General features: G+C 73.8%; 15 protein-coding genes. 8 read left to right on the top strand and 7 right to left on the bottom strand.

Annotation, left to right across the window (positions count from 1 at the left end):
• The coding region (locus IE249_RS36805) for a LysR substrate-binding domain-containing protein (protein ID WP_229857986.1) at positions 1 to 364 on the top strand (364 nt) is incomplete at its 5' end.
• 1,340 nt (positions 365 to 1,704) lie between these two features.
• Here the strand turns inward: IE249_RS36805 and IE249_RS09930 are convergent.
• Positions 1,705 to 2,595, bottom strand: coding sequence for an NAD(P)H-binding protein (locus tag IE249_RS09930; protein WP_189704400.1), 891 nt, complete (start codon positions 2,593 to 2,595; stop codon positions 1,705 to 1,707).
• A gap of 132 nt (positions 2,596 to 2,727) precedes the next feature.
• On the opposite strand from IE249_RS09930, the gene IE249_RS09935 reads away from it, so the two are divergent.
• The gene (locus IE249_RS09935; RefSeq protein WP_189704401.1) at positions 2,728 to 3,552 is read left to right on the top strand and encodes a LysR family transcriptional regulator; all 825 of its coding nucleotides are present in this window, start codon (positions 2,728 to 2,730) and stop codon (positions 3,550 to 3,552) included.
• A gap of 92 nt (positions 3,553 to 3,644) precedes the next feature.
• Here the strand turns inward: IE249_RS09935 and IE249_RS09940 are convergent, their stop codons facing one another.
• From IE249_RS09940 to IE249_RS09950, 3 genes are all read right to left on the bottom strand, one after another.
• The gene (locus IE249_RS09940) at positions 3,645 to 5,780 is read right to left on the bottom strand and encodes a putative bifunctional diguanylate cyclase/phosphodiesterase (RefSeq protein WP_189704402.1); all 2,136 of its coding nucleotides are present in this window, start codon (positions 5,778 to 5,780) and stop codon (positions 3,645 to 3,647) included.
• Positions 5,777 to 6,589, bottom strand: a complete 813-nt coding sequence (locus IE249_RS09945) for an SAM-dependent methyltransferase (RefSeq protein WP_189704403.1) — start codon at positions 6,587 to 6,589, stop codon at positions 5,777 to 5,779. The genes IE249_RS09940 and IE249_RS09945 overlap by 4 nt, the downstream gene beginning before the upstream one ends.
• A gap of 230 nt (positions 6,590 to 6,819) precedes the next feature.
• Positions 6,820 to 7,776, bottom strand: a complete 957-nt coding sequence (locus IE249_RS09950; protein WP_189704404.1) for an SCO0930 family lipoprotein — start codon at positions 7,774 to 7,776, stop codon at positions 6,820 to 6,822.
• Positions 7,777 to 8,530: 754 nt separating this feature from the next.
• Between IE249_RS09950 and IE249_RS39715 the strand changes: the two genes are divergently transcribed.
• From IE249_RS39715 to IE249_RS09965, 3 genes are all read left to right on the top strand, one after another.
• On the top strand, positions 8,531 to 8,659 hold the full coding sequence (locus IE249_RS39715) for a hypothetical protein (RefSeq protein ID WP_268249677.1): 129 nt from the start codon (positions 8,531 to 8,533) through the stop codon (positions 8,657 to 8,659).
• A 15-nt stretch (positions 8,660 to 8,674) separates the two neighbouring features.
• The gene (locus IE249_RS09960) at positions 8,675 to 9,439 is read left to right on the top strand and encodes a bestrophin-like domain (RefSeq protein ID WP_189704406.1); all 765 of its coding nucleotides are present in this window, start codon (positions 8,675 to 8,677) and stop codon (positions 9,437 to 9,439) included.
• A gap of 202 nt (positions 9,440 to 9,641) precedes the next feature.
• Positions 9,642 to 10,097 carry a hypothetical protein gene (locus tag IE249_RS09965; RefSeq protein WP_189704407.1) on the top strand — a complete coding sequence of 152 codons (456 nt, stop codon included), beginning with the start codon at positions 9,642 to 9,644 and terminating at the stop codon, positions 10,095 to 10,097.
• Between the two features lie 441 nt (positions 10,098 to 10,538).
• On the opposite strand, the gene IE249_RS36815 is transcribed toward IE249_RS09965, so the two are convergent.
• A complete protein-coding gene (locus tag IE249_RS36815; protein ID WP_229857987.1) occupies positions 10,539 to 11,447 on the bottom strand; it encodes a hypothetical protein in 909 nt (302 codons plus the stop codon).
• 354 nt (positions 11,448 to 11,801) lie between these two features.
• Between IE249_RS36815 and IE249_RS09975 the strand changes: the two genes are divergently transcribed.
• Positions 11,802 to 12,482, top strand: coding sequence for a class F sortase (locus IE249_RS09975; protein WP_189704408.1), 681 nt, complete (start codon positions 11,802 to 11,804; stop codon positions 12,480 to 12,482).
• Positions 12,483 to 12,530: 48 nt separating this feature from the next.
• On the opposite strand, the gene IE249_RS09980 is transcribed toward IE249_RS09975, so the two are convergent.
• A complete protein-coding gene (locus IE249_RS09980; protein ID WP_189704409.1) occupies positions 12,531 to 13,379 on the bottom strand; it encodes a polysaccharide deacetylase family protein in 849 nt (282 codons plus the stop codon).
• A 96-nt stretch (positions 13,380 to 13,475) separates the two neighbouring features.
• Positions 13,476 to 16,745, bottom strand: coding sequence for a bifunctional lysylphosphatidylglycerol synthetase/lysine--tRNA ligase LysX (gene lysX, locus IE249_RS09985; RefSeq protein WP_189704410.1), 3,270 nt, complete (start codon positions 16,743 to 16,745; stop codon positions 13,476 to 13,478).
• A 136-nt stretch (positions 16,746 to 16,881) separates the two neighbouring features.
• Here lysX and IE249_RS09990 point away from each other — a divergent pair, with 136 nt between their 5' ends.
• Positions 16,882 to 17,361: a universal stress protein gene (locus IE249_RS09990; RefSeq protein ID WP_189704411.1), complete on the top strand. Its 480-nt coding sequence runs from the start codon at positions 16,882 to 16,884 to the stop codon at positions 17,359 to 17,361.
• Between the two features lie 311 nt (positions 17,362 to 17,672).
• On the top strand, positions 17,673 to 18,842 hold a 1,170-nt coding region (locus IE249_RS09995; RefSeq protein ID WP_229857990.1), incomplete at its 3' end, for an amino acid permease.

The raw sequence follows: 18,842 nt of genomic DNA on the forward strand, positions 1-18,842 counted from the left end.
GCCGGCGCCGGGTGGTCCGGGCCGGCGCACGGTGTGCGTGGCGGACCTGGAGGGCGAGCGCCTGGTGATGTTCCGGCACGGCTACGACCTGCGGGAGCTGACCGTCGCCGCGTGCCGCGCCGAGGGCTTCGAACCCGACCTCGCGGTGGAGGGCGGCGAGATGGACGCGGTGCTGGGCTTCGTCCGGGCGGGGCTCGGCGTCGCCGTCGTTCCCCGCATGGTCGCCACCCGGTCGGGCCGCGGCCTGCGCGTGACTCCCCTGGCCCGCCCGGGCCTCCACCGCACCATCGCCCTGGCCCATCGCAGCGACGTGGCACCACCCAGGGCGGCCCGCGAACTCCAGCGAATGCTGCTGGAACGCTAGGCGGACCGCCACGGTCTCCTCCGGGAGGGAGGGGAGGTCGCCACCGCACGCCCCGTCGGGGGCGCAGGCCCGCCACCGCACGACCCTGCCGGGTGGAGAGGGCAGGCCCGCCACCGCAGCCTTGCCCGGGAGGGCGACCTCGCGACCCCGCACCGCACGTCGCCCCGGGGAGAGCGATATCGTGCCCCCGCACCGCACGTCGCCCCAGGAAGAGCGATATCGTGCCCCCGCACCGCACGTCGCCCCAGGAAGAGCGATCTCGTGCCCCCGCACCACACGCCGCTCCCGGGAGAGCGACCCCACGACCCCGCCACAGCCCGCCCCTCCCGGGAGACCGACCCCGCGATCCCGCCACCGCCGTCAGCGGCCAAGCCGTGGTGACCGGTTGTTTCCGGCCACGGCTCGGCCGTCGGTGCGGCCGGTGCGGGGGTGCGGCCGGTGCGGGGGGTGCGGCCGGTGCCGGGGCGCGGCCGGCCCGGGGTGCAGCCGACGCAGCCGGTGCCGCGGTTGCGGCCGCTGCGGCCGGGCCCGCCGGGCCCGCCGGTGCCGCCGGTGCCGCCGGTGCCGCCGAGGGGCGACGGTCCCCAGGTCGTCCGGCGACTCGGGGGCAGGCGCCTCCCGGCGCTGCTCGCCGCACCGGCGTCGGTGCGTACCGGGCGCCGCACCCCGCTCCCCGCCGCCCGGCCGAGGGAACCACCGCGGCGGGGGGCGTGGTGCTGGAGCGGGCACACGCCTGGGCGATGCCCGGCGCGCGTGCCGTACTGGCTCGCGGCGGTCGCGGGCTTCCGCGGCGGCCGGCCGCCGGCGAGGCCGCGCGGGCACGGGCCCGTGGGGTCACGGCGCGCGCGGACTTCCGCACCGACCCGACCGCCGCCGGAGCGCGCGGGCCTCCACGCCGACCCGGTCGTCGGCGCCGCCACGCGCGCCGGGTCGCCGACGAGGCCGCGCGGGCACGGGACCGCAGGGCCAGAGCACGCGCGGACTTCCGCACCGACCCGACCGCCGGCGCAGCGCGCAGGGCGAGGGCTTCCGAGGCGGCCCAACCGCTAGCGCAGCCGCGCGGGCACGGGACCGCGTCACAGCGCGCGCGGGCTTCCGCGCCGAGCCGGTCGCCGGCGCAGCCGCGCGGGTGCGGGCCCGCAGGGCCAGGGCGGCCGCGGGCTTCCGTGTCGGTCCGGTCGCCGACGCAGCCGCGCGGACACGGGACCGCGGGGTCACAGCGCGCGGGCTTCCGCGCCCAGCCCGTAGCCGGCGCAGCCGCGCGGGGCGGGGGTGCGCAGGGCCGGGGCGGGCGCGGGCTTCCGGGGTGACCCGGCCGCGCCGGCCCCGGGACCGTGGGGTCAGGGTGTGACGGCCGGGCGTAGGACCTGCTCGCACCAGGTGTGGAAGTCCGTGGGGGCCGTGGTCGGGGTGGGGTGGGCGTCGAGGCCGTAGAAGTCCTGTTCCTCCAGGGCCCTCGTCATGTCGGCCAGGCCCTCGGCCCAGGCCTCCGAGGCGCCGTGGGCGCGGAGCGCGGTGGCGTAGTCCTCGGGGGAGGTCCACCGGACCCGCACCGGTCGTCCCAGCACCTCGGAGATCACCTCGGCCATGCCTTCGGTGGTCTGCGCGTCGGGCCCGACCGTGGGTACGTCGCCCTGGCCGGTCCAGGAGTCGTCGAGGAGCAGCCGGGCCGCGGTGGCGGCGATGTCACGGGTGGCGCAGGTGCGCAGGACCCGGTCCCCGGTCATCGTCAGACGGAACTCGCCCCGGTCGCGGATCGTCCCGGCCTGGCCGAGCAGGTTCTCCATGAGGAAGGGCGGGCACAGCGCGCGGTAGTGCACGCCCGTCGCCGAGATCCGGTCGTCCATGGCCAGCGACGCCGAGATCTGCCCGGCGTTCTTCGCCACGCCCCGGCCCAGCGTGGAGACGGCGACCACCCGCCGTACGCTCCCCGCCCCGATCACCTCGCACAGCGCGTCGGTGAAGGCGCCGAAGTGCCTCTCCACACTGTCGACCCCCGGCGACGGAGGCACCAGCCAGAACACACGGTCGGCGTCCGCGCAGGCCGCGGCGAGGACCCCGGGGTCGGCGTGCGAGCCCTGGAACACCTCCGCTTCCTCGCGCGCCCGCCGGGACAGGCGGGCGGGCTCGCGGGCGATCACCCGGAGGCGGCCCGCCGCGTCCGGGGCGTCGAGAAGGAGGTCGAGCAACTGCCCGCCGATCTGACCGGTGGGCGTGGTCACGACGATCACGTAAGAGACTCCAGTTCAAGGAGAGATACGAGTGGACGCCTCGATCCTGCGGCCCTGGCGGACGGAACTGAAGGACCGGTCCGCTCGTGCTCGTTACCCTGAGAGCAATACCGACCACCGCTGGGGGACACCGTGGAATCCCGCCCACTGCGCTACTTCGTCGCCGTCGCCGAAGAGCTCAACTTCGCCCGCGCCGCCGGGCGGCTGGGCATCTCCCCGCCGCCGCTGTCCCGCGCGATCCGCCGGCTGGAGACGGACCTCGGCGTCACACTGTTCGAGCGGACCACGCACAGTGTGACCCTGACGGCCGCCGGCGAGGTGCTGCTCGCCCAGGCCCGGATCGCCCTGGACGCCCTCGAGGCCGCCGGACAACGCGCGCGCCGGGCGGCCGATCCCGGGACGAAGCTGATCCTCGCCATGAAGGCCGACGGCGACGCCGGACTGCTGGAGCCCCTGCTGAAGCGCTACGCCGCCGACCCCGCCGCCGTCCCGGTCACCGTCCACCTGTGCGGCTGGCGCGAACAGCCCCGGCTGCTGCGCCGGGGCGAGGCGGACGCGGCCCTGGTCCACGAGCCGTTCGACCGAACCGGCCTGGACTCCGAGACGCTCGTGACCGAACCCCGCGTGGCGGCGCTCGCCGCGGACCACCCGCTCGCCGCCCGGGAGTCCCTGGTCCTCGCCGATCTCGGCCTGCGGCCGGAGGAACTCGACGGTTACGTCGACGGGATACGCGGCAAGGGACGCGACCTCGCGCAGTTGCTCACGCTCGTGGGACTGGGCGACACCGTCCCCGTACTGCCCGCCTCCGTGGCGGACCGTTACCCCCGCCCCGGCGTCGTCTACCGGGAGGTCCTGGACGCCCCGCCCGTCACCCTCTCCATCGCCTGGCCCCAGCAGTCACGCTCCACCGCCACGGCCGCCCTGGTCCGCGCCGCCATGACCGAGGCCGAGACCTGACGCCTCCCGGGCGCGGAGCGAGGCCGAGACCTGGCGCTTTCCGGACGCGGACCGGGGCCGGGGCCCCGGCCGGCACCGTGCCCGCCGCCGTGTCAGCCCGCCGCGTCCACCAGGGCCAGTTCGTGCAGGCGTTCCGGGGGGCCCGGGCGGGCGTAGTACCAGCCCTGGGCCGTGTCGCAGCCCAGTATGCGCAGTTGTTCGGCCTGGGCGCCGGTCTCGACGCCTTCCACGGTGACCGCGAGGTCCAGGCTGTGGGCGAGGGCGACGATCCCCTCGACGATCTTGAGGTCGACGGGGTCGGCGGGGAACTGCTGCATGCCCCGGGTGAAGGAGCGGTCCAGCTTGAGCACGCTCACCGGCAGCCGGCGAAGATTGGCGAGGTTGGAGTAGCCGGTGCCGAAGTCGTCCAGGGCGATGTCGACGCCCATCTCGGCCAGCCGGCGCAGCGGTTTGAGCAGGTCGTCGTCCGCGCCGATCAGCGCCGACTCGGTCACCTCCAGGCACAGCGCGTCCGGCGTGACGCCCGTGCGCTCCAGGATCTCCACGGTGTCCTGGACGAGGCCGGGGTGGTGCAGCTGGCACGGCGAGAGGTTGACGTTGATGCGCAGCGGCCCGGCGACGTCGTGCCGCTCGCGCCACTCGCGGGCCTGCCGCACCGACTGCTCCATCACCCAGCGGCCCAACGGGACGATGAGACCGGTGTGTTCGGCCAGCGGGATGAACCGGTCGGGGCCGAGGACGCCGTGCTGCGGATGCAGCCAGCGCACCAGCGCCTCCGCGCCCCGCACGCTGCCGTCGCCGAGGTGCACGAGCGGCTGGTACTCGATGAAGAACTCGCCCCGGTCCAGGGCCGTCGGCAGCGCGGTGGTCAGTCCGTGCCGGGTGATGGCGCGGGCGTCGGCCTCCGGGTCGGCGAGCTCGAAGCGGTTGCCGCCCGCCGACTTGGCCCGGTACATGGTGATGTCGGCGCTGCGCAGCACCTCGGCCGCGCTGCGCTCCCCCACCGGCCCCTCGACCACGCCTATGCTGCCGCGCACCGTCAGCTCCCGGCCCTCGATGCGGATCGGCGCGACGAGCGCGTTCAGGATGCGCGCGGCCAGCTCGTCGACCTCGCGCTGGGTGTCGGGACCGGTGGTCAGCGCCACGAACTCGTCGCCGCCTAGCCGGGCCACCATCTCGCCGGGGGCGGTCGCGCAGGCCTGGAGCCGGTCGGCGACCTCGACGAGCAGCCGGTCGCCGGCCGCGTGCCCGAGGCTGTCGTTGATGGTCTTGAAGCCGTCGAGGTCGAGGTAGCACAGCCCGAAGCGCTGGCCCTCGCCCGCGTTGAGGGTCTTTTCCAGCCGCTCGAAGAACAGCGTCCGGTTGGGCAGCCCGGTGAGGGCGTCGTGGGTGGCCTCGTAGCGCAGCCGGAGGTTGAGCAGCCGCCGCTCGGTGGTGTCCTCCATGAGGGCGAGCTGGTACTGGGGCCGGCCGTCGGCGTCCCGCAGCAGGGAGACGGTCAGGTTGGTCCACAGGGCCGTGCCGTCGGGCCGGTAGAAGGCCTTCTCCACGTGGTAGTGCTCGCGTTCGCCGCACACCAGTTCCTCGTACAGGCGCCAGACCTGCGGGGCGTCCTCGGGGTGCGTCCAGTCGCGTACGTTGCGGCCGCGCATGCCCTGCTCGGAGCCGCCGAACATGCGCAGCAGCGCCCCGTTGACCTGGAGGATGTTGCCGTCCAGGTCGGCGATGCCGATGCCTATGGCCGCGCCTTCGAACACCGCCCGGAAGCGGGCCTCGCTCGCGTGCAGGGCCTGCGCGACGACGCCCTGCGCGCGCAGCGCGGCCTGGGCGATCGCCTCCTGCTCGGCGAGGGTGCGTTCCCGCAGCGCCCGCGCGAACCCGGCGGCCATCGCGTGCTGCAGCCGCGCCGAACGGGCCCGCAGATCCTCCTGGTCGCCGCCCTCGCCGCAGTAGAGCACGAGGTAGGCGTCCACGCAGTCCAGGGAGCGGCTGAGCGCCTCGGGGGCGGTGCAGTGGGCGGCCACGAGACCGGCGCCGGCCGCCTCGCCGGCGCCCGCGTCGAAGGTCCTCGCCCGCAGCGCGTCGCTCAGCAGGCGGGCCAGCGGCAGCAGCCGCTCCTCGAACTCCGGGCGGGTCAGCGACGTGGAGGTGACGGGGAAGACCGCGCGGCTCCAGATGGTCGTCAGCCGGCGCAGTCTGTCCTCCGGCCCGTCCGGCTCCGCGCTCACGCCGTACGCCCCACGCCCGCGAAGCCGGAGAAGGCGTAGGGATCCTCGTCCTCCGGCGCCGTCTGCGGCCGCCACAGCGGCGGCGGCACCACTCCCGGCTCCACCATGTCGCACCCCTCGAAGAACCGCGTGATCTCCTCGCGCGAGCGCATGATCAGCGGATTCCGAATGTCCTTGTACACGTCGACCGCTCCCTCGCTGCGCTCCGGTGGAAGCGGGATGCCCTCGTAGGAGGCGTGCGTGAGGACGAGCAGGCTGCCCGGCGCGAGCGCGTCGCGCAGTTCGGCCACCGCACCGTAGGGGTCGTCCGCGTCTTCCACGAAGTGCAGTATGGCAACGAGAAGCAGCGCGACTGGCCGATTCAGGTCGATCAGCCGCCGCAACCGGGGGCTCTCGAGGATCTCGTGGGGCTTGCGGAGGTCGGCCGCGAGCACGTCCGCGTCGTCGTTTCCGGCCAGGACGGCCTGGCTGTGGGTGACCGCCACCGGGTCGTGGTCGACGTAGAGCACGCGGGCGCCGGAGTCGGCCGACTGCGCCACCTCGTGGACGTTGCCGAAGGTGGGGATGCCCGAGCCGATGTCGATGAACTGGGTGATGCCCTCGTCCAGGGCGTAGCGCACCGCGCGGCGCATGAACGCCCGGTTCGCCTGCATGATCTTGGGCAGCCCCGGCATGAACTCCATGGCCTTGCGGGCGGCTTCCCGGTCGACCTCGAAGTTGTGCGATCCGCCCAGGTAGTAGTCGTAGATACGAGCGACGCTCGGCACTGAGATGTCGATACTCCGCGGGGCCCAAGCGGGGCGCTCCATCTTCTCTCCAAGGCATAGGCGATCCGGTGTTCGAGCCGAGGCTACTGATCGCCCGCCAACGGGGCGAGCGGAAACGGAAATTGACCATCCGTTCCCGGTCACCACCTGCGCGGCTCTTCTGTCCCGTGCGCCCGCATCAGGGGCGGATTGCGCCGGTGTGCGCGCACGGCGAACCGCCCCCTCCGTGCGGTGCGGAGGGGGCGGTCCGGTCTCCTGGGGGAGGTGATCGTCTACTTCGGCGCGCCGACCGGCTTTCCGTCGGGCGAGACGGCGTACCAGGTGCCGCCGACGCCCTGGCCGTTGATGTCACCGGGCACCTTGTCCCCGGAGAAGGTGTAGATCGGCCAGCAGTTGACGGTCATCTGCTTGACGCCGTCCGGCCGGGTGAAGCCCATCAGGCCCTTCTTGGCCACGCCCTTGGTCTCGTTCGCGGGCACGGGGGCCACCGCCGGCCACTTCTCCAGGCAGGCGCCGGTGCAGGCGGAGACCGACTTCGGCCACGCCTTGTCCTTGAGGAACCGGTAGACCGTCATGCCGTTCTTGTCGACCACGACGTCGCCCAGTTCGGTCTTCTTCACCGACAGGCCCGGCAGGCTCGCCAGTGAGGCCTTCTTGCCGTTGGGCGCCAGCGCGTACCACTTGCCGCCCACGCCCTGGCCGGTGGTGTCGCCGGCCTTGGCGTCCTTGGCGTAGCGGTAGGCGGGCCAGCCGGCGATCGTCAGCTGCTTGGTGCCGTCGGCGCGGGTGACCTCGCCGAGCAGGGCCTTGTCGAGGCCGGCGCCGGCGGTGGCGTCGTTCGCGGGCACCGGCGGCCAGGCCTTGGCGCAGTCGCCGTCGCAGTTGGACTTGGGGGGCTCGGCGGTGTCCTGGTCGAAGCGGTACAGCGTCATCCCCGCGCTGTCCGTCAGCACCTTGCCCAGTTCGGCGTTGCTGGAGACGGTGAGCTGACCTGCGGCCTTCGCGCCCGCGGAGCCCTGCTGGCCGTCGGCGCCGTAACCGTTGCCGGCACCCGTGCCGGTCTGGGTGCCGGCGTTGGCGCCCGTGCCGCCGAAGCCGCCGGCCGGGGCGGTGGCACCCACGTTCTGGCTGCCCGCCGACGGGGTGCTTTCCTGCCCGCACGCCGTCGTCAACGCCAGTACGGCAGCGGCCGTCGCCACGAGCGAGGCGCTCCGCCAGGAGGTGTTCATCGTCAACTCCCCATGATCCCAAGGGTGTTGCAGCGCCCTGCTGCGCCGCCGCACGACACTGGGTACGCATGGGAGTGGCGGTTGTGTTCAACGGCACCGGGATTTTCTTTCCGAAGCCTGTGACAGGTTTTCCGCCACCGCCGTACAGGCGTGCCCATCCGGGGCCTCACCCGGACCCCCGTCCCAAACCTCCCGCACCCACTCGTCCTTCCTTCGGGCCAATCCCCCCGCCGCCGTGGCGTGCCCCGGTCCGGCACGGATCATGATCTCGGTCGTGCATCGACCCGAACCGATCCGATTCGCCCTGGTGCTGAGGGTGTTGGCGCCGGTGACGCTGGCCTGGACGTGCGTGGGCTGGCCGGCCGCGCCCGCCATGGCCGACGCCTGCGCCTACGCCTCGACGGGCCCGGACGGAACGGTGGCGGTGGCGGTGGCCGGCGACGTGGGCTCCTGGCCCTCCCTGCCGCCACCGTGCCCGCAGCCGACACCGCCGCCCAGCCCGCCCCTCCCGAGCCCGAGTCCCAGCCCCACCCCCACACCGACGCCGACGCCGACGCCGACTCCCCCTCCGCCGCCCCCGCCCGCGCCGAAGCCGTCCGTGCGGCCGGCGCCGCCGCCGAAGCCCGGGCCCGCGCCCGTGCCCCCGCCCCGGCCCGCGCCTCCGCGGGCCCGCCCGGCTCCCCCTCCGCCGCCTCCGCCCACCCCCAGGCCCGCCCCCACGCCCCGCCCCCGGCCCCGGCCCTCGGTGACGCCGGTGACGTATCCGAAGTACCACCCGCTGCCGCACCGCCCCACGCCGCGGCACGGGCCGTCGCCCCTCACCTACGTCCTGCTCATCGCGGTGCCCGCGCTGGCCGCCGTCGCCGCGCTCCGTCCGCGCTGACTCCTGGAGGAACCGTTGTCGGAATGGCTTGTTCTCACCCTCGCGATGCTGGCCGCCTGCGTCGTGGTGGTCCTCATCACCTTCCTGCGCCACCGCACCGCGGCCGAGGACGACGACCCCAGCGAGACGCCGGACGTCATCGAGTACATGACGATGTGGATCGGCGTCGTGTACGCCATCGTGCTGGGCCTCGCCATCGCCGGGGTCTGGGAGGCGCGCGTCGCCGCCCAGGACCACGTGCAGGCGGAGGCGCAGGCGCTGCACGAGGTCTCCGAGCGGGTGCGGGTCTACCCGCCCGACGTCCGTGACCGGATTCGCTCCGATGTCAACGCCTATGTCGGACACGTCGTCACCACCGAGTGGAAGACGATGGCCGAGCGGGGCCGGGTCACCGAGGAGGGCGACCGGATGCTCGAGCGGGTCCGCGCCGACGTGACCGACTACCGGCCCGGGTCGGACTACGAGGCGCAGGCCTACCAGCCGCTCGTGGACCAGGTGGCGGCCGCCGACCAGGCCCGCGCGGCCCGCGCCGACTCCACGGGGGCGACCATGCCGGGCGTGGTCTGGTTCGGGCTGATCGCCGGGGCCGTGGTCACCATCGGGATGGTGTTCGCGCTGCAGATCCGGCGTACGGCGAGGGAGCTGGTGCTCGCCGGGCTGTTCTCCGCGCTGATCGCCTTCCTGCTGTTCCTGATCTGGGACTTCGACGCCCCGTACAGCCGGGGGGTGTCGGCGTCCGCCGGACCCTTCCTCGACCTGTTCCCGCACCTGCGGGGCTGACGGCCACTCAAGTCCCGTGGCCGGGTCCGTCGTCCCCCGGGCGCAGGAACGCGTCCCCTGTGCGGCCCACATCGTTGCCCCGTTCGCCCGAGTGCGATCGCGCCGGAGTCCACACCTTCTTAGCGTTTTGATCATCGAGGTGCATTTCCGGCACAAGCGGAAAAGGTCCGCAGCTGCTCCTCGGGGACCCGGAGGATCCATCATGCGCGTAATACGCGTCGTTTCGGCCGCACTGCTGGGCGCCTGCGCCCTCACCTTCTCCGCTCCGGCCGCCTTCGCCACCGGCGGCGGTGACAGCCACTCCTACGGCAGCGACAGCAGCAGCCACTCCTACGGCGGCGGAGGCGGCGACAGCCGCTCCGACGACGGGGGTGGCAGCGGCCGCTCCGGTGGGGGCGGCGGAGACGAGGACCGCGGCAGCCGCGGTGGCGGGGGCGGCGACAGCCGCTCCGAGGACGGCGACGACGAGGGCCGCTCCGGCGGCGGCGACGGGCGCAAGCCGGAGCACTTCCAGCACGGCGTCCGCGCGGGCGAGGGCGGCACCATCGCCGGCTTCGACCTCAAGGAGATCGGCATGGGCACCGCGCTCATCGCCGGCTCGGTCGGCGCGGCGTACTACTTGTCACGCCGCCGCACCGGCGAGGAGAGCGTCGCCTGACGCCACAGCACCACCCAGACTTCGCCCCGGACCCCCCAAGTCCGGGGCGAAGTCCTGTCCCGGTCACGAACACACCCACCCGAGCCCGGGCGCGGGGCGCGTGGGCGCGCGGCGGGCGGCACGCGGCACGCGGCGCCCAGGGCTCCTCAGGCTGCGTGAGGCGGGCAAGTGCACGGCGCAGGCGTATCTGTCGCCGGGGCCGCTGACACACGGCGCGACGGCGCGCGGGTGCCCGGCGCGCAGACGCAGGCCCGCAGGTGCCCGGATACAGACGCGGGCCCGCAGATGCCCCGCATGCGGGCACGCGGCGACGCGGCACGCGGCGTACCGGGCCACCGGGCCACCGGGCCACCGGGCCACCGGCTCACCGGCAGCGGCGCGCGGAAGGGTCCGGCACTCTGTTGGGCAGAGGACCGGACCCTGGGGGTGTTGGGGAGGCCGCTAGATGCGGCGGCCCGTTGAGCGGCGGCGGAGCCAGACCGTGGCGCCGCCGAGGACGCCTGCGGCGACCAGGCCGCCGCCGATGGCCATGTCGGCTCGGGTGGCGCCGGTCGTGGTGCCGCCGCCGACACCCCCGCGCACACCGCCGACGACGGTGAAGGCGTTCGGCCGGACCAGTGTCCGGCCGCCGCAGTTGACCCTGACCTCGTACGACCCCGGGCGGGCGTCCGGGCGTACCGTCGCGATGCCCCGCGCCACCTCGCCGCCCACCGGCCGCAGCGGGATGGTCGAGAAGGCCGGCGAGGACGCGTTGCCGCCGGTGCGGCAGCCGTTGACCGCGACGCTCAACCGCCCGCCGCGGGCGATCACGTTCGGCGCGACCACGATGTCGCGGATGCCGCCCGGCACGCCGCCGTGGCCCTCACCCGGAAGGTTGCCCCCGATACCGCCGACGCCACCGACGCCACCGATCCCACCGATTCCGCCGACCTCGCCGTTCCCCGGGCCGCCCGGGTACTGGCCGATGCCGTTGCCGAGTCCGCCTCCGGGGCCGATGCCGGGACCGCCCGGGAACTGGCCGTTGCCGGCGCCGTTGCCGAAACCGCCCCCGGGGCCGATCCCGGGACCGCCCGGGAACTGGCCGTTGCCGACGCCGCCCGGGAACTGGCCGTTCCCGCCGAGCCCGCCGAACCCTCCGACTCCGCCGACGCCGGGTCCGCCCGGGAACTGGCCGTTGCCCAGCCCGTTCCCGGGACCCACCGGGAACTGGCCGTTGCCGAGGCCGCCGGGCCCGACGTCCCATGTGACGCCTGGGGAGTCCCCGCCCTTGGCGACGGCCGCCGGCGCGGCGAACCCGACGGTGGCGAACGCCGCGACCACAACCGCCACAGGGGTACGAGCAGTACGCATGTGATCCTCCGCGGAAGGCGCCCCGGGGACCCGTACCCGGTCGATCGGCGAGAAAGCACCTCCCGGAAAAACCCTCGGATGCGCTTGACCTGCGCGCATTTCGGCGCTCGCCCGTACCGGTGAGCGCGCACGCCGAATGCCTCCGAGTGCCTTCACCCCTTCGAAAAGTCCCCGCAGGTCACGGTCCGTCAGATCAATTCGGATCAATACCGTCCCGGTCGCCTCGGATGGCGCACCGAAAAGTGCCGGGCCACCCGTTCGCTGCTGCCCCGTCGCCGGTCGCGTGCACCCGGCTTAGCGTTGCCGTATGCGCGAATTGACGGGGCGACGGCCGCGTCGAGAGGGGAAATGCGAATGTCTGCGAGCCGACTGCCGATGATGGCCGACGAGGAGGAGCGGGAGCCTCGGCGCAAGCGTGCCCCCTGGGGCGTGATAGCGCTCGTCCTGCTCTCCGGGCTCGCCCTCATCCGCAACGGTTCCGGGGAGTTCGACGTCGGCCCGCCGCAGCCCGCCAAGGCGGTCGCGCCGGACACCAGCCGCGCGCCGTCCCCGAGCGCCGGGGCCACCGTACGGGCCCTGCCGTCCTCGGTGCCCGACCGGGTCAGGATCCCCGTCATCCAGGTGGACGCGCCCATCACGCCGGTCGGTGTGGACTCCGACGGCTGGGTGGCCGCTCCCCCGCCGGAGAATCCGAATCTCGCCGGCTGGTTCAACGGCGCGGTGACGCCCGGGGAAAAGGGGACCGCCGTCGTCGTCGGGCACGTGGACAACAAGGCGGGACCGGCGGTCTTCTACGGCCTCGGCGCGCTGAAGAAGGGGAATCACGTCGACATCCACCGGGAGGACGGAAAGACCGCCGTCTTCGAGGTGTACGGCGTGGAGGTGTTCGAGAAGGACGGCTTCCCCGGCGACCGGGTGTACGGCTCGAAAGGCACTCCGGAACTGCGGGTCATCACCTGCGGCGGCGGTTACACCAAGCAGACCGGATATCAGGGGAATGTCGTCGTCTTCGCCCGCCTGGTCGAGGTCCGCTGAGGCGTCGCGGGTCCCGGCCCGCGTCCCCGGCCGGGCGGGCGGGCCGGGTCAGGTGTATTTCCGGCGCGGCACCGTGAAGCGGTAGCCCTCGTCGAGCAGGCGCGGCAGATAGGTCCGTACGGCGCGGACGGTCTGCGAGCGGTCGCCCCCGGCGTCGTGGTGGAGGACCACGACCCCGGGGGCGGCGCCGTGTTCGACGCGGCGGATGATGGCGCTGGTGCCGGGGGTGGTCCAGTCGAAGCTGTCGACCGTCCAGGCCAGCGGCTCCATGCCCATCTCGGCGTTGAGCTGGAAGACGTTGCGGTTCCAGGCCCCGTAGGGGGCGCGGAACCACAGGGGCCGCTCGCCGTAGGCCTTCTCGATGATGTCGCTCGTGCTCTCGATCTCGTCGCGGATCTCCCCGCGGCTGAGCTGGGTCAGCAGCGGGTGGGTCCAGGTGTGGTTGCCGACCACGTGGCCCTCGTCGGCCATCCGGGCCAGCAGGTCCCGGTTCCAGTCGGCCATCTCCCCGCACACGAAGAAGGTGGCGCGGATGTCGTACTTGGCCAGGGTGTCCAGGATGTGCGGGGTGTAGTCGGGGTTGGGGCCGTCGTCGAAGGTGAGCAGCATGGTGTTGCCCCGGCCGGACATGCGCAGGATCGGCGCGTGCCGCACCTTGGTGGGCAGCGGCTGGGCGGGCGGCGCCGCGTCGCCGGTCAGCGGCCGGAGCCGGTAGGCGGAGGGCTTGAGGGCGGTGCGCGCCTGGGGGCCCGCGGCGGGGGCGGGCCGTGCCGGGGAGTGGGAGGAGCCGGAGAGCAGCAGGCCGGCCGTGCCGGCCGCTCCCGCCGCCCCGAGAGCGGCGGCCCCTGCGAGCAGAACCCGGCGCCGCGTGAGCAACTGATCCTGATCCTTCTTCATGAGTCATCAGTGACCGCCCGGTCCCCGCGGCACGGGTACGGCGGCACGAAAACACCCGCCCGGCCCAGCCGCACGTGGCAGGCCGGCGCGAGGCGCTCAGCGGTGGCGGACCAGGGGGAAGGGGAGGGTCTCCCGGATGGTCAGGCCGGTGAGGAACATGATCAGGCGGTCCACACCGAGGCCGAGGCCGCCGGTGGGGGGCATGGCGTATTCGAGGGCGTCGAGGAAGTCCTCGTCGAGTTCCATGGCCTCGGGGTCGCCGCCGGCGGCGAGCAGGGACTGGGCGGTGAGGCGGCGGCGCTGCTCGACCGGGTCGGTCAGTTCGGAGTAGGCGGTGCCGAGTTCGGTGCCGAAGGCGACGAGGTCCCAACGTTCGGCGAGCCGCGGGTCGGTGCGGTGCTGCCGGGTGAGCGGGGAGACCTCGGTGGGGAAGTCCTTGTAGAAGGTGGGCAGTCGCGTCCGCTCCTCCACCAGCCGCTCGTACATCTCCAGCACCACCTCGCCGGCGGTGTCGTCCGCGGTGTACGGCACCGAGGCTCGGTCGCAGTGGCGGCGCAGGGTGTCCAGGTCCGTGCCGGGGCCGATCTCCTCCCCCAGGGCCTCGGAGATCGCGGCGTGCACGGTGGTGACGGGCCACGGGCCGGAGATGTCGTACTCGGCGCCGTCCTTGCGGATCACGGGACGCCCGAAGGCGGCGGTGGCGGCGCCCTGGACCAGTTCGCGGGTGAGGTCGAGCATCACGTCGTAGTCGGCGTACGCCTGGTAGGCCTCCAGCATGGTGAACTCGGGGTTGTGCTTGTGGGAGACGCCCTCGTTGCGGAAGGTGCGGCCCAGCTCGAAGACCTTCTCCATCCCGCCCACGCACAGCCGCTTGAGGTACAGCTCGGGGGCGATGCGCAGGTACAGGTCGAGGTCGTAGGCGTTGATGTGGGTGGTGAAGGGGCGGGCGTTGGCGCCGCCGTGGATCTGCTGGAGCATCGGGGTCTCGACCTCGAGGTAGCCGCGGTCCTGCAGGCCGCGGCGCAGGGCCTGTACGGCGGCGGAGCGGACGCGGAGCACCTCGCGGGCCTCGGGCCTGACGACGAGGTCGAGGTAGCGCATGCGCACCCTGGCCTCGGGGTCGGCCAGCCCCCGGCGCTTGTCGGGCAGGGGCCGCAGGCACTTGGCGAGGAGCTGCCAGGAGGCGACGAAGACGGTGGGCTCGCCCTTGTCGCTGACGCCGGCCCGGCCGGTGACGGTGATGTGGTCGCCGATGTCGGTGTCGGCGGTGAAGCGGTCCGGGGCGGGGCCGGGTCCGTCGCGGGTGAGGGCGATCTGGTGGTCGCCGGACCAGTCCCGCAGTACGGCGAAGACGATGCCGCCGAAGTCGCGTACCAGCATGATCCGTCCGGCGACGGTGACCTCCTCGCCCTCGCGCACCTCGGCGAGGGCTCGGGTGCGGGCGGGGACGCCGACCGGGTAGGGGTCGGTGCCGGCCGCGCGCAGCCGGCCGAGCCGGGCGTGGCGGACGCGGACCTGGTCGGGCAGCGCGGCGAGCGGGTCGGCGGCCCGGGCGCGTCCGGCGTCCGGGCCGAGTTCGTCGAGCGGGGGCAGTCCCTCGGTGGTGGCGGGCCTCGGTCCGGTCCGGGTGTGGCCCTTGCCCCAGAGCTTGCGCAGCGAGGGCACGGAGACGAAGCCCTCGGCGATGCCGGAGGCGATGCCGATGCGGGCGAGGGAGGCGGTCTCGCCATAGCAGATGTAGCGGGGGTACCACTCGGGGTGGTATTTGGCGTTGGACCGGTACAGGGCCTCCAGTTGCCACCAGCGGGAGAAGAACAGCAGCAGCCGGCGCCAGGCGCGCAGCACCGGGCCGGCGCCGATGCGGGCGCCCTCCTCGAAGACGGAGCGGAAGACGGCGAAGTTCAGCGAGATGCGCCGTACGCCGAGGCGCGGGGCGGCCGCGCACAGTTCGGCGACCATGAACTCGATGACGCCGTTGGGTGCGGCGCGGTCGCGGCGCATGAGGTCCAGGGAGACGCCGCCCTGTCCCCAGGGGACGAAGGAGAGCAGGGCGAGCAGCCGGCCGTCGGCGGCGAGGGCCTCGACGAGGAGGCAGTCGCCGTCGGCCGGGTCGCCGAGGCGGTCCAGGGCCATGGAGAAGCCGCGTTCGGTCTCGGTGTCGCGCCAGGCGTCGGCCTTGTCGACCACCTCCTCCATCTCCGCGTCGGAGAGGGTGGCGTGGCGGCGCACGCGGCAGGTGGCGCCGGTGCGGCGCACGCGGTGCACGGCCTGCCGGGTGACCCGCATGTCCCGGCCGTCGAGGTCGAATCCGGCCACGTGCACGATCGCCTCGTCGCCGAGCTGGAGGGCGCCGAGTCCGGCGCGGACGTAGGCCCGGGCGCCCTCCTCGGAGGCGCCCATCACGGCGGGCGTCCAGGCGTAGCGGCGGGCCACGTCGAGCCAGGCGGCGATGGCGTGCGGCCAGGCCTCGCGGTCGCCCACGGGGTCGCCGCTGGCCAGGCAGACGCCGGCCTCGACGCGGTAGGTGACGGCGGCCTTGCCGGTGGGCGAGAAGACGACGGCCTTGTCGCGGCGGGTGGCGAAGTAGCCGAGGGAGTCGTCCTCGCCGTAGGCCTTGAGCAGGGCGCGGATGCGGGCCTCCTCGTCGCCGTGCAGGGCGGCTTCCAGTCGCTGGGAGCGGAACAGGGTGGCGGCGGCGCTGAGCAGGGCGAGCGCGCCGAACAGGCCGAGCAGGAAGGTCACCGGGCGCGGCGGGCGGCCGTCGAAGTCGCGGGCGGAGGCGAGGCCGCCGAGCACCCGGTTGGCGGACCAGGCCAGGTGCAGCTCCGGCGGCAGGGTGCCCGGGAAGAGCGCGACCAGCCCCCAGCCGACGAGGATCGCCGCGGCCAGCCCGCCGACGAGCACGGCGAGCGCCCGCCAGACGGCGCCGCGGCGGGAGGCGGCGTAGAACTCGCCGCGGGCCGTGATCAGCAACAGCAGCGCGATGCCGCACAGGACGAAGGACGGCAGCGACTCGGCGTACTGGCCGAGGGCGAGTCCGAAGACGTCGCCGAGGAGCACCAGGCCCAGGTAGACCACGACCAGCCACCAGGCGACCTTCTTGCGGGCGGCGGTGGCGCCGGCGAGGAGGAAGAGGAAGACGGCGTAGGCGAGGTTGGCGCTGACCGGGACCAGGAGGGAGTCCAGGCCCCGGACGACCGGACGGAGCAGGACGCGCAGCGGGGCGATGAGGTCCAGCAGCGCGCACAGCAGTCCGAGCGCGCCGAAGAAGACGGCGAAGCCCTGGGGGACGTGGCCGAGGAACCCGCTTCCCGGTGGCCGGGAGGCGGTTTCCGCGGTGCCCCTGGGCGGGGCGGTGGCGCTCATGGTGGCGTCGGGATCGCGGTCATGGCCTGGAGGGGGTGGCGCTCATGGTTCCGACTGTAGGAACACCGGGCCCGGGGCGCCCGTCGGGAGATCCCGGCCGGGGGCGCGGGCGGGGCCTTCCGATAGCCTCGCGGGTGTGACGGAACAGCACGAGCAGCACGAGCGGCGCGAGCACCGGTTCGAGCGGGGCACCGACGGGCCGAAGGTGATCGTGGCGGGGGTGGACGGCTCCGACTCCTCCATGCGGGCCGCCGCCTACGCCGCCGGTCTGGCCCGTCGGCAGGGTGCGCTGCTCGCGCTCGTGTACGTACGGCCGGTGATGACGGCGGGCGCCGCGCTGGGGGCGCCGGTGGCCGGGACGACCGACGAGATCGCCGAGGACCTGGTGCAGCAGATCCGGGAGGCGACGGAGCGGCTGAAGGGGATATTCGAGGTCCGCTGGGAGTTCCACACCTTCCCCGGGGACCCGTACAACGGCCTGGTGACGGCCGCGGACGAACTGAAGGCGGACGCGGTGGTGGTGGGCGCCTCCGAGCAGGCCGGGCACCGGATCATCGGCTCGGTGGCGGTGCGTCTGGTGAAGGCGGGGCGCTGGCCGGTGACGGTGGTGCCGTAGCACCGCCGGTGACGTGGTGTGCGTGACGGCGGCCGGTGACGGTGGTGCCGCAGGACCGCGGCCGGTGACGGTGGTGCCGCGGGGCGGCCGGTGACGGTGGTGCCGCGGGGCGGCCGGTGACGGTGGTGCCGCGGGGCGGCGGGTGACGGTGGTTTCGCGGGGCGGCGGCGGGTAGTGGTAGTGCCGTAGGCCACTGCGGCGGGCCTGCCTTCGGCTCGGGGCCGTCCGTGCGTGGCGTCTTCCGTACCCGGCGCGGCTGAGCCATCATGATCCGCCGTCAGCCGTTTGCCGTCTGCGAAGAGGTGAGGCGCATGGCCGGGCTCCGGATGGGCGAGGGCATTCTCCGCCGCAAACCCATCGAGCACATCGAGGAGACGGAAGTCGGCGAGGGCCCGCGGCTGGAGAGGTCGCTGGGGCTGACCCAGCTCACCGCGATCGGTGTGGGCGGCATCATCGGCGCGGGCATCTTCACCCTGGCCGGCACGGTGGCCAACGGCACGGCCGGCCCGGCGGTACTGGTGTCGTTCCTGATCGCGGGCGTGGCGAGCGCCGCGGCCGCGCTGTCGTACGCGGAGTTCGCGGGCCTGATCCCGAAGGCGGGCTCGGCCTACACCTACGGCTACGCGGTGCTCGGCGAGTTCGCGGGCTGGTTCATCGGCTGGGACCTGCTGCTGGAGTACACGGCGATCGTGGCGGTGGTCGCGATCGGCATCTCGGGCTACTTCAGCTTCCTGGTCGAGGACATGGGCGCGAAGCTGCCGGCGTGGATGCTGGGCGCGCCCGGCACCGGCTCCGGGCACAAGGTGGACCTGTTCGCGGCGATCCTGTGCCTGCTCATCGCCTGGCTGCTGAACATGGGCATCCGCAACGCGGCCCGCTTCGAGACGTTCGTGGTGGTGCTGAAGGTGCTGGTGGTGCTGCTCGTGATCGGAGTGGGCGTCTTCCACATCAACACGGCGAACTACCACCCGTTCTTCCCGTACGGGGTCGGCGGCGCGTTCACCGGCGCGGCGACGGTGTTCTTCGCGGTGTTCGGCTACGACGCGATGTCGACGGCGGCCGAGGAGTCCAAGGACGCCCAGCGGCACATGCCGAAGGCGATCATCTACTCGCTGATCATCGCGATGGTGCTGTACGTGGCGGCCTGCCTGGTGCTGACCGGGATGCAGAACTACAAGGACATCGACAAGGAGAGCGGCTTCTCCACGGCGTTCAAGTCGGTGGGCCTGAACCGGCTGGCGGACGTGATCGCGGTGGGCGCGATCATCGGCATCCTCACGGTGATGTTCACGTTCATGCTGGGCGTGACCCGGGTGTGGTTCGCGATGTCGCGGGACGGGCTGCTGCCCAAGTGGTTCGCGAAGACCCACCCGACGCGGCACGTGCCGACCCGGGTGACGTGGATCGTCGGGGTGGCGTCGGCGGTCATCGCCGGTTTCCTGCCGATCGCGGAGGCGGCGGAGCTGACCAACATCGGCATC

This window comes from Streptomyces anandii JCM 4720, assembly GCF_014650655.1.
Lineage (GTDB): Bacteria > Actinomycetota > Actinomycetes > Streptomycetales > Streptomycetaceae > Streptomyces > Streptomyces anandii.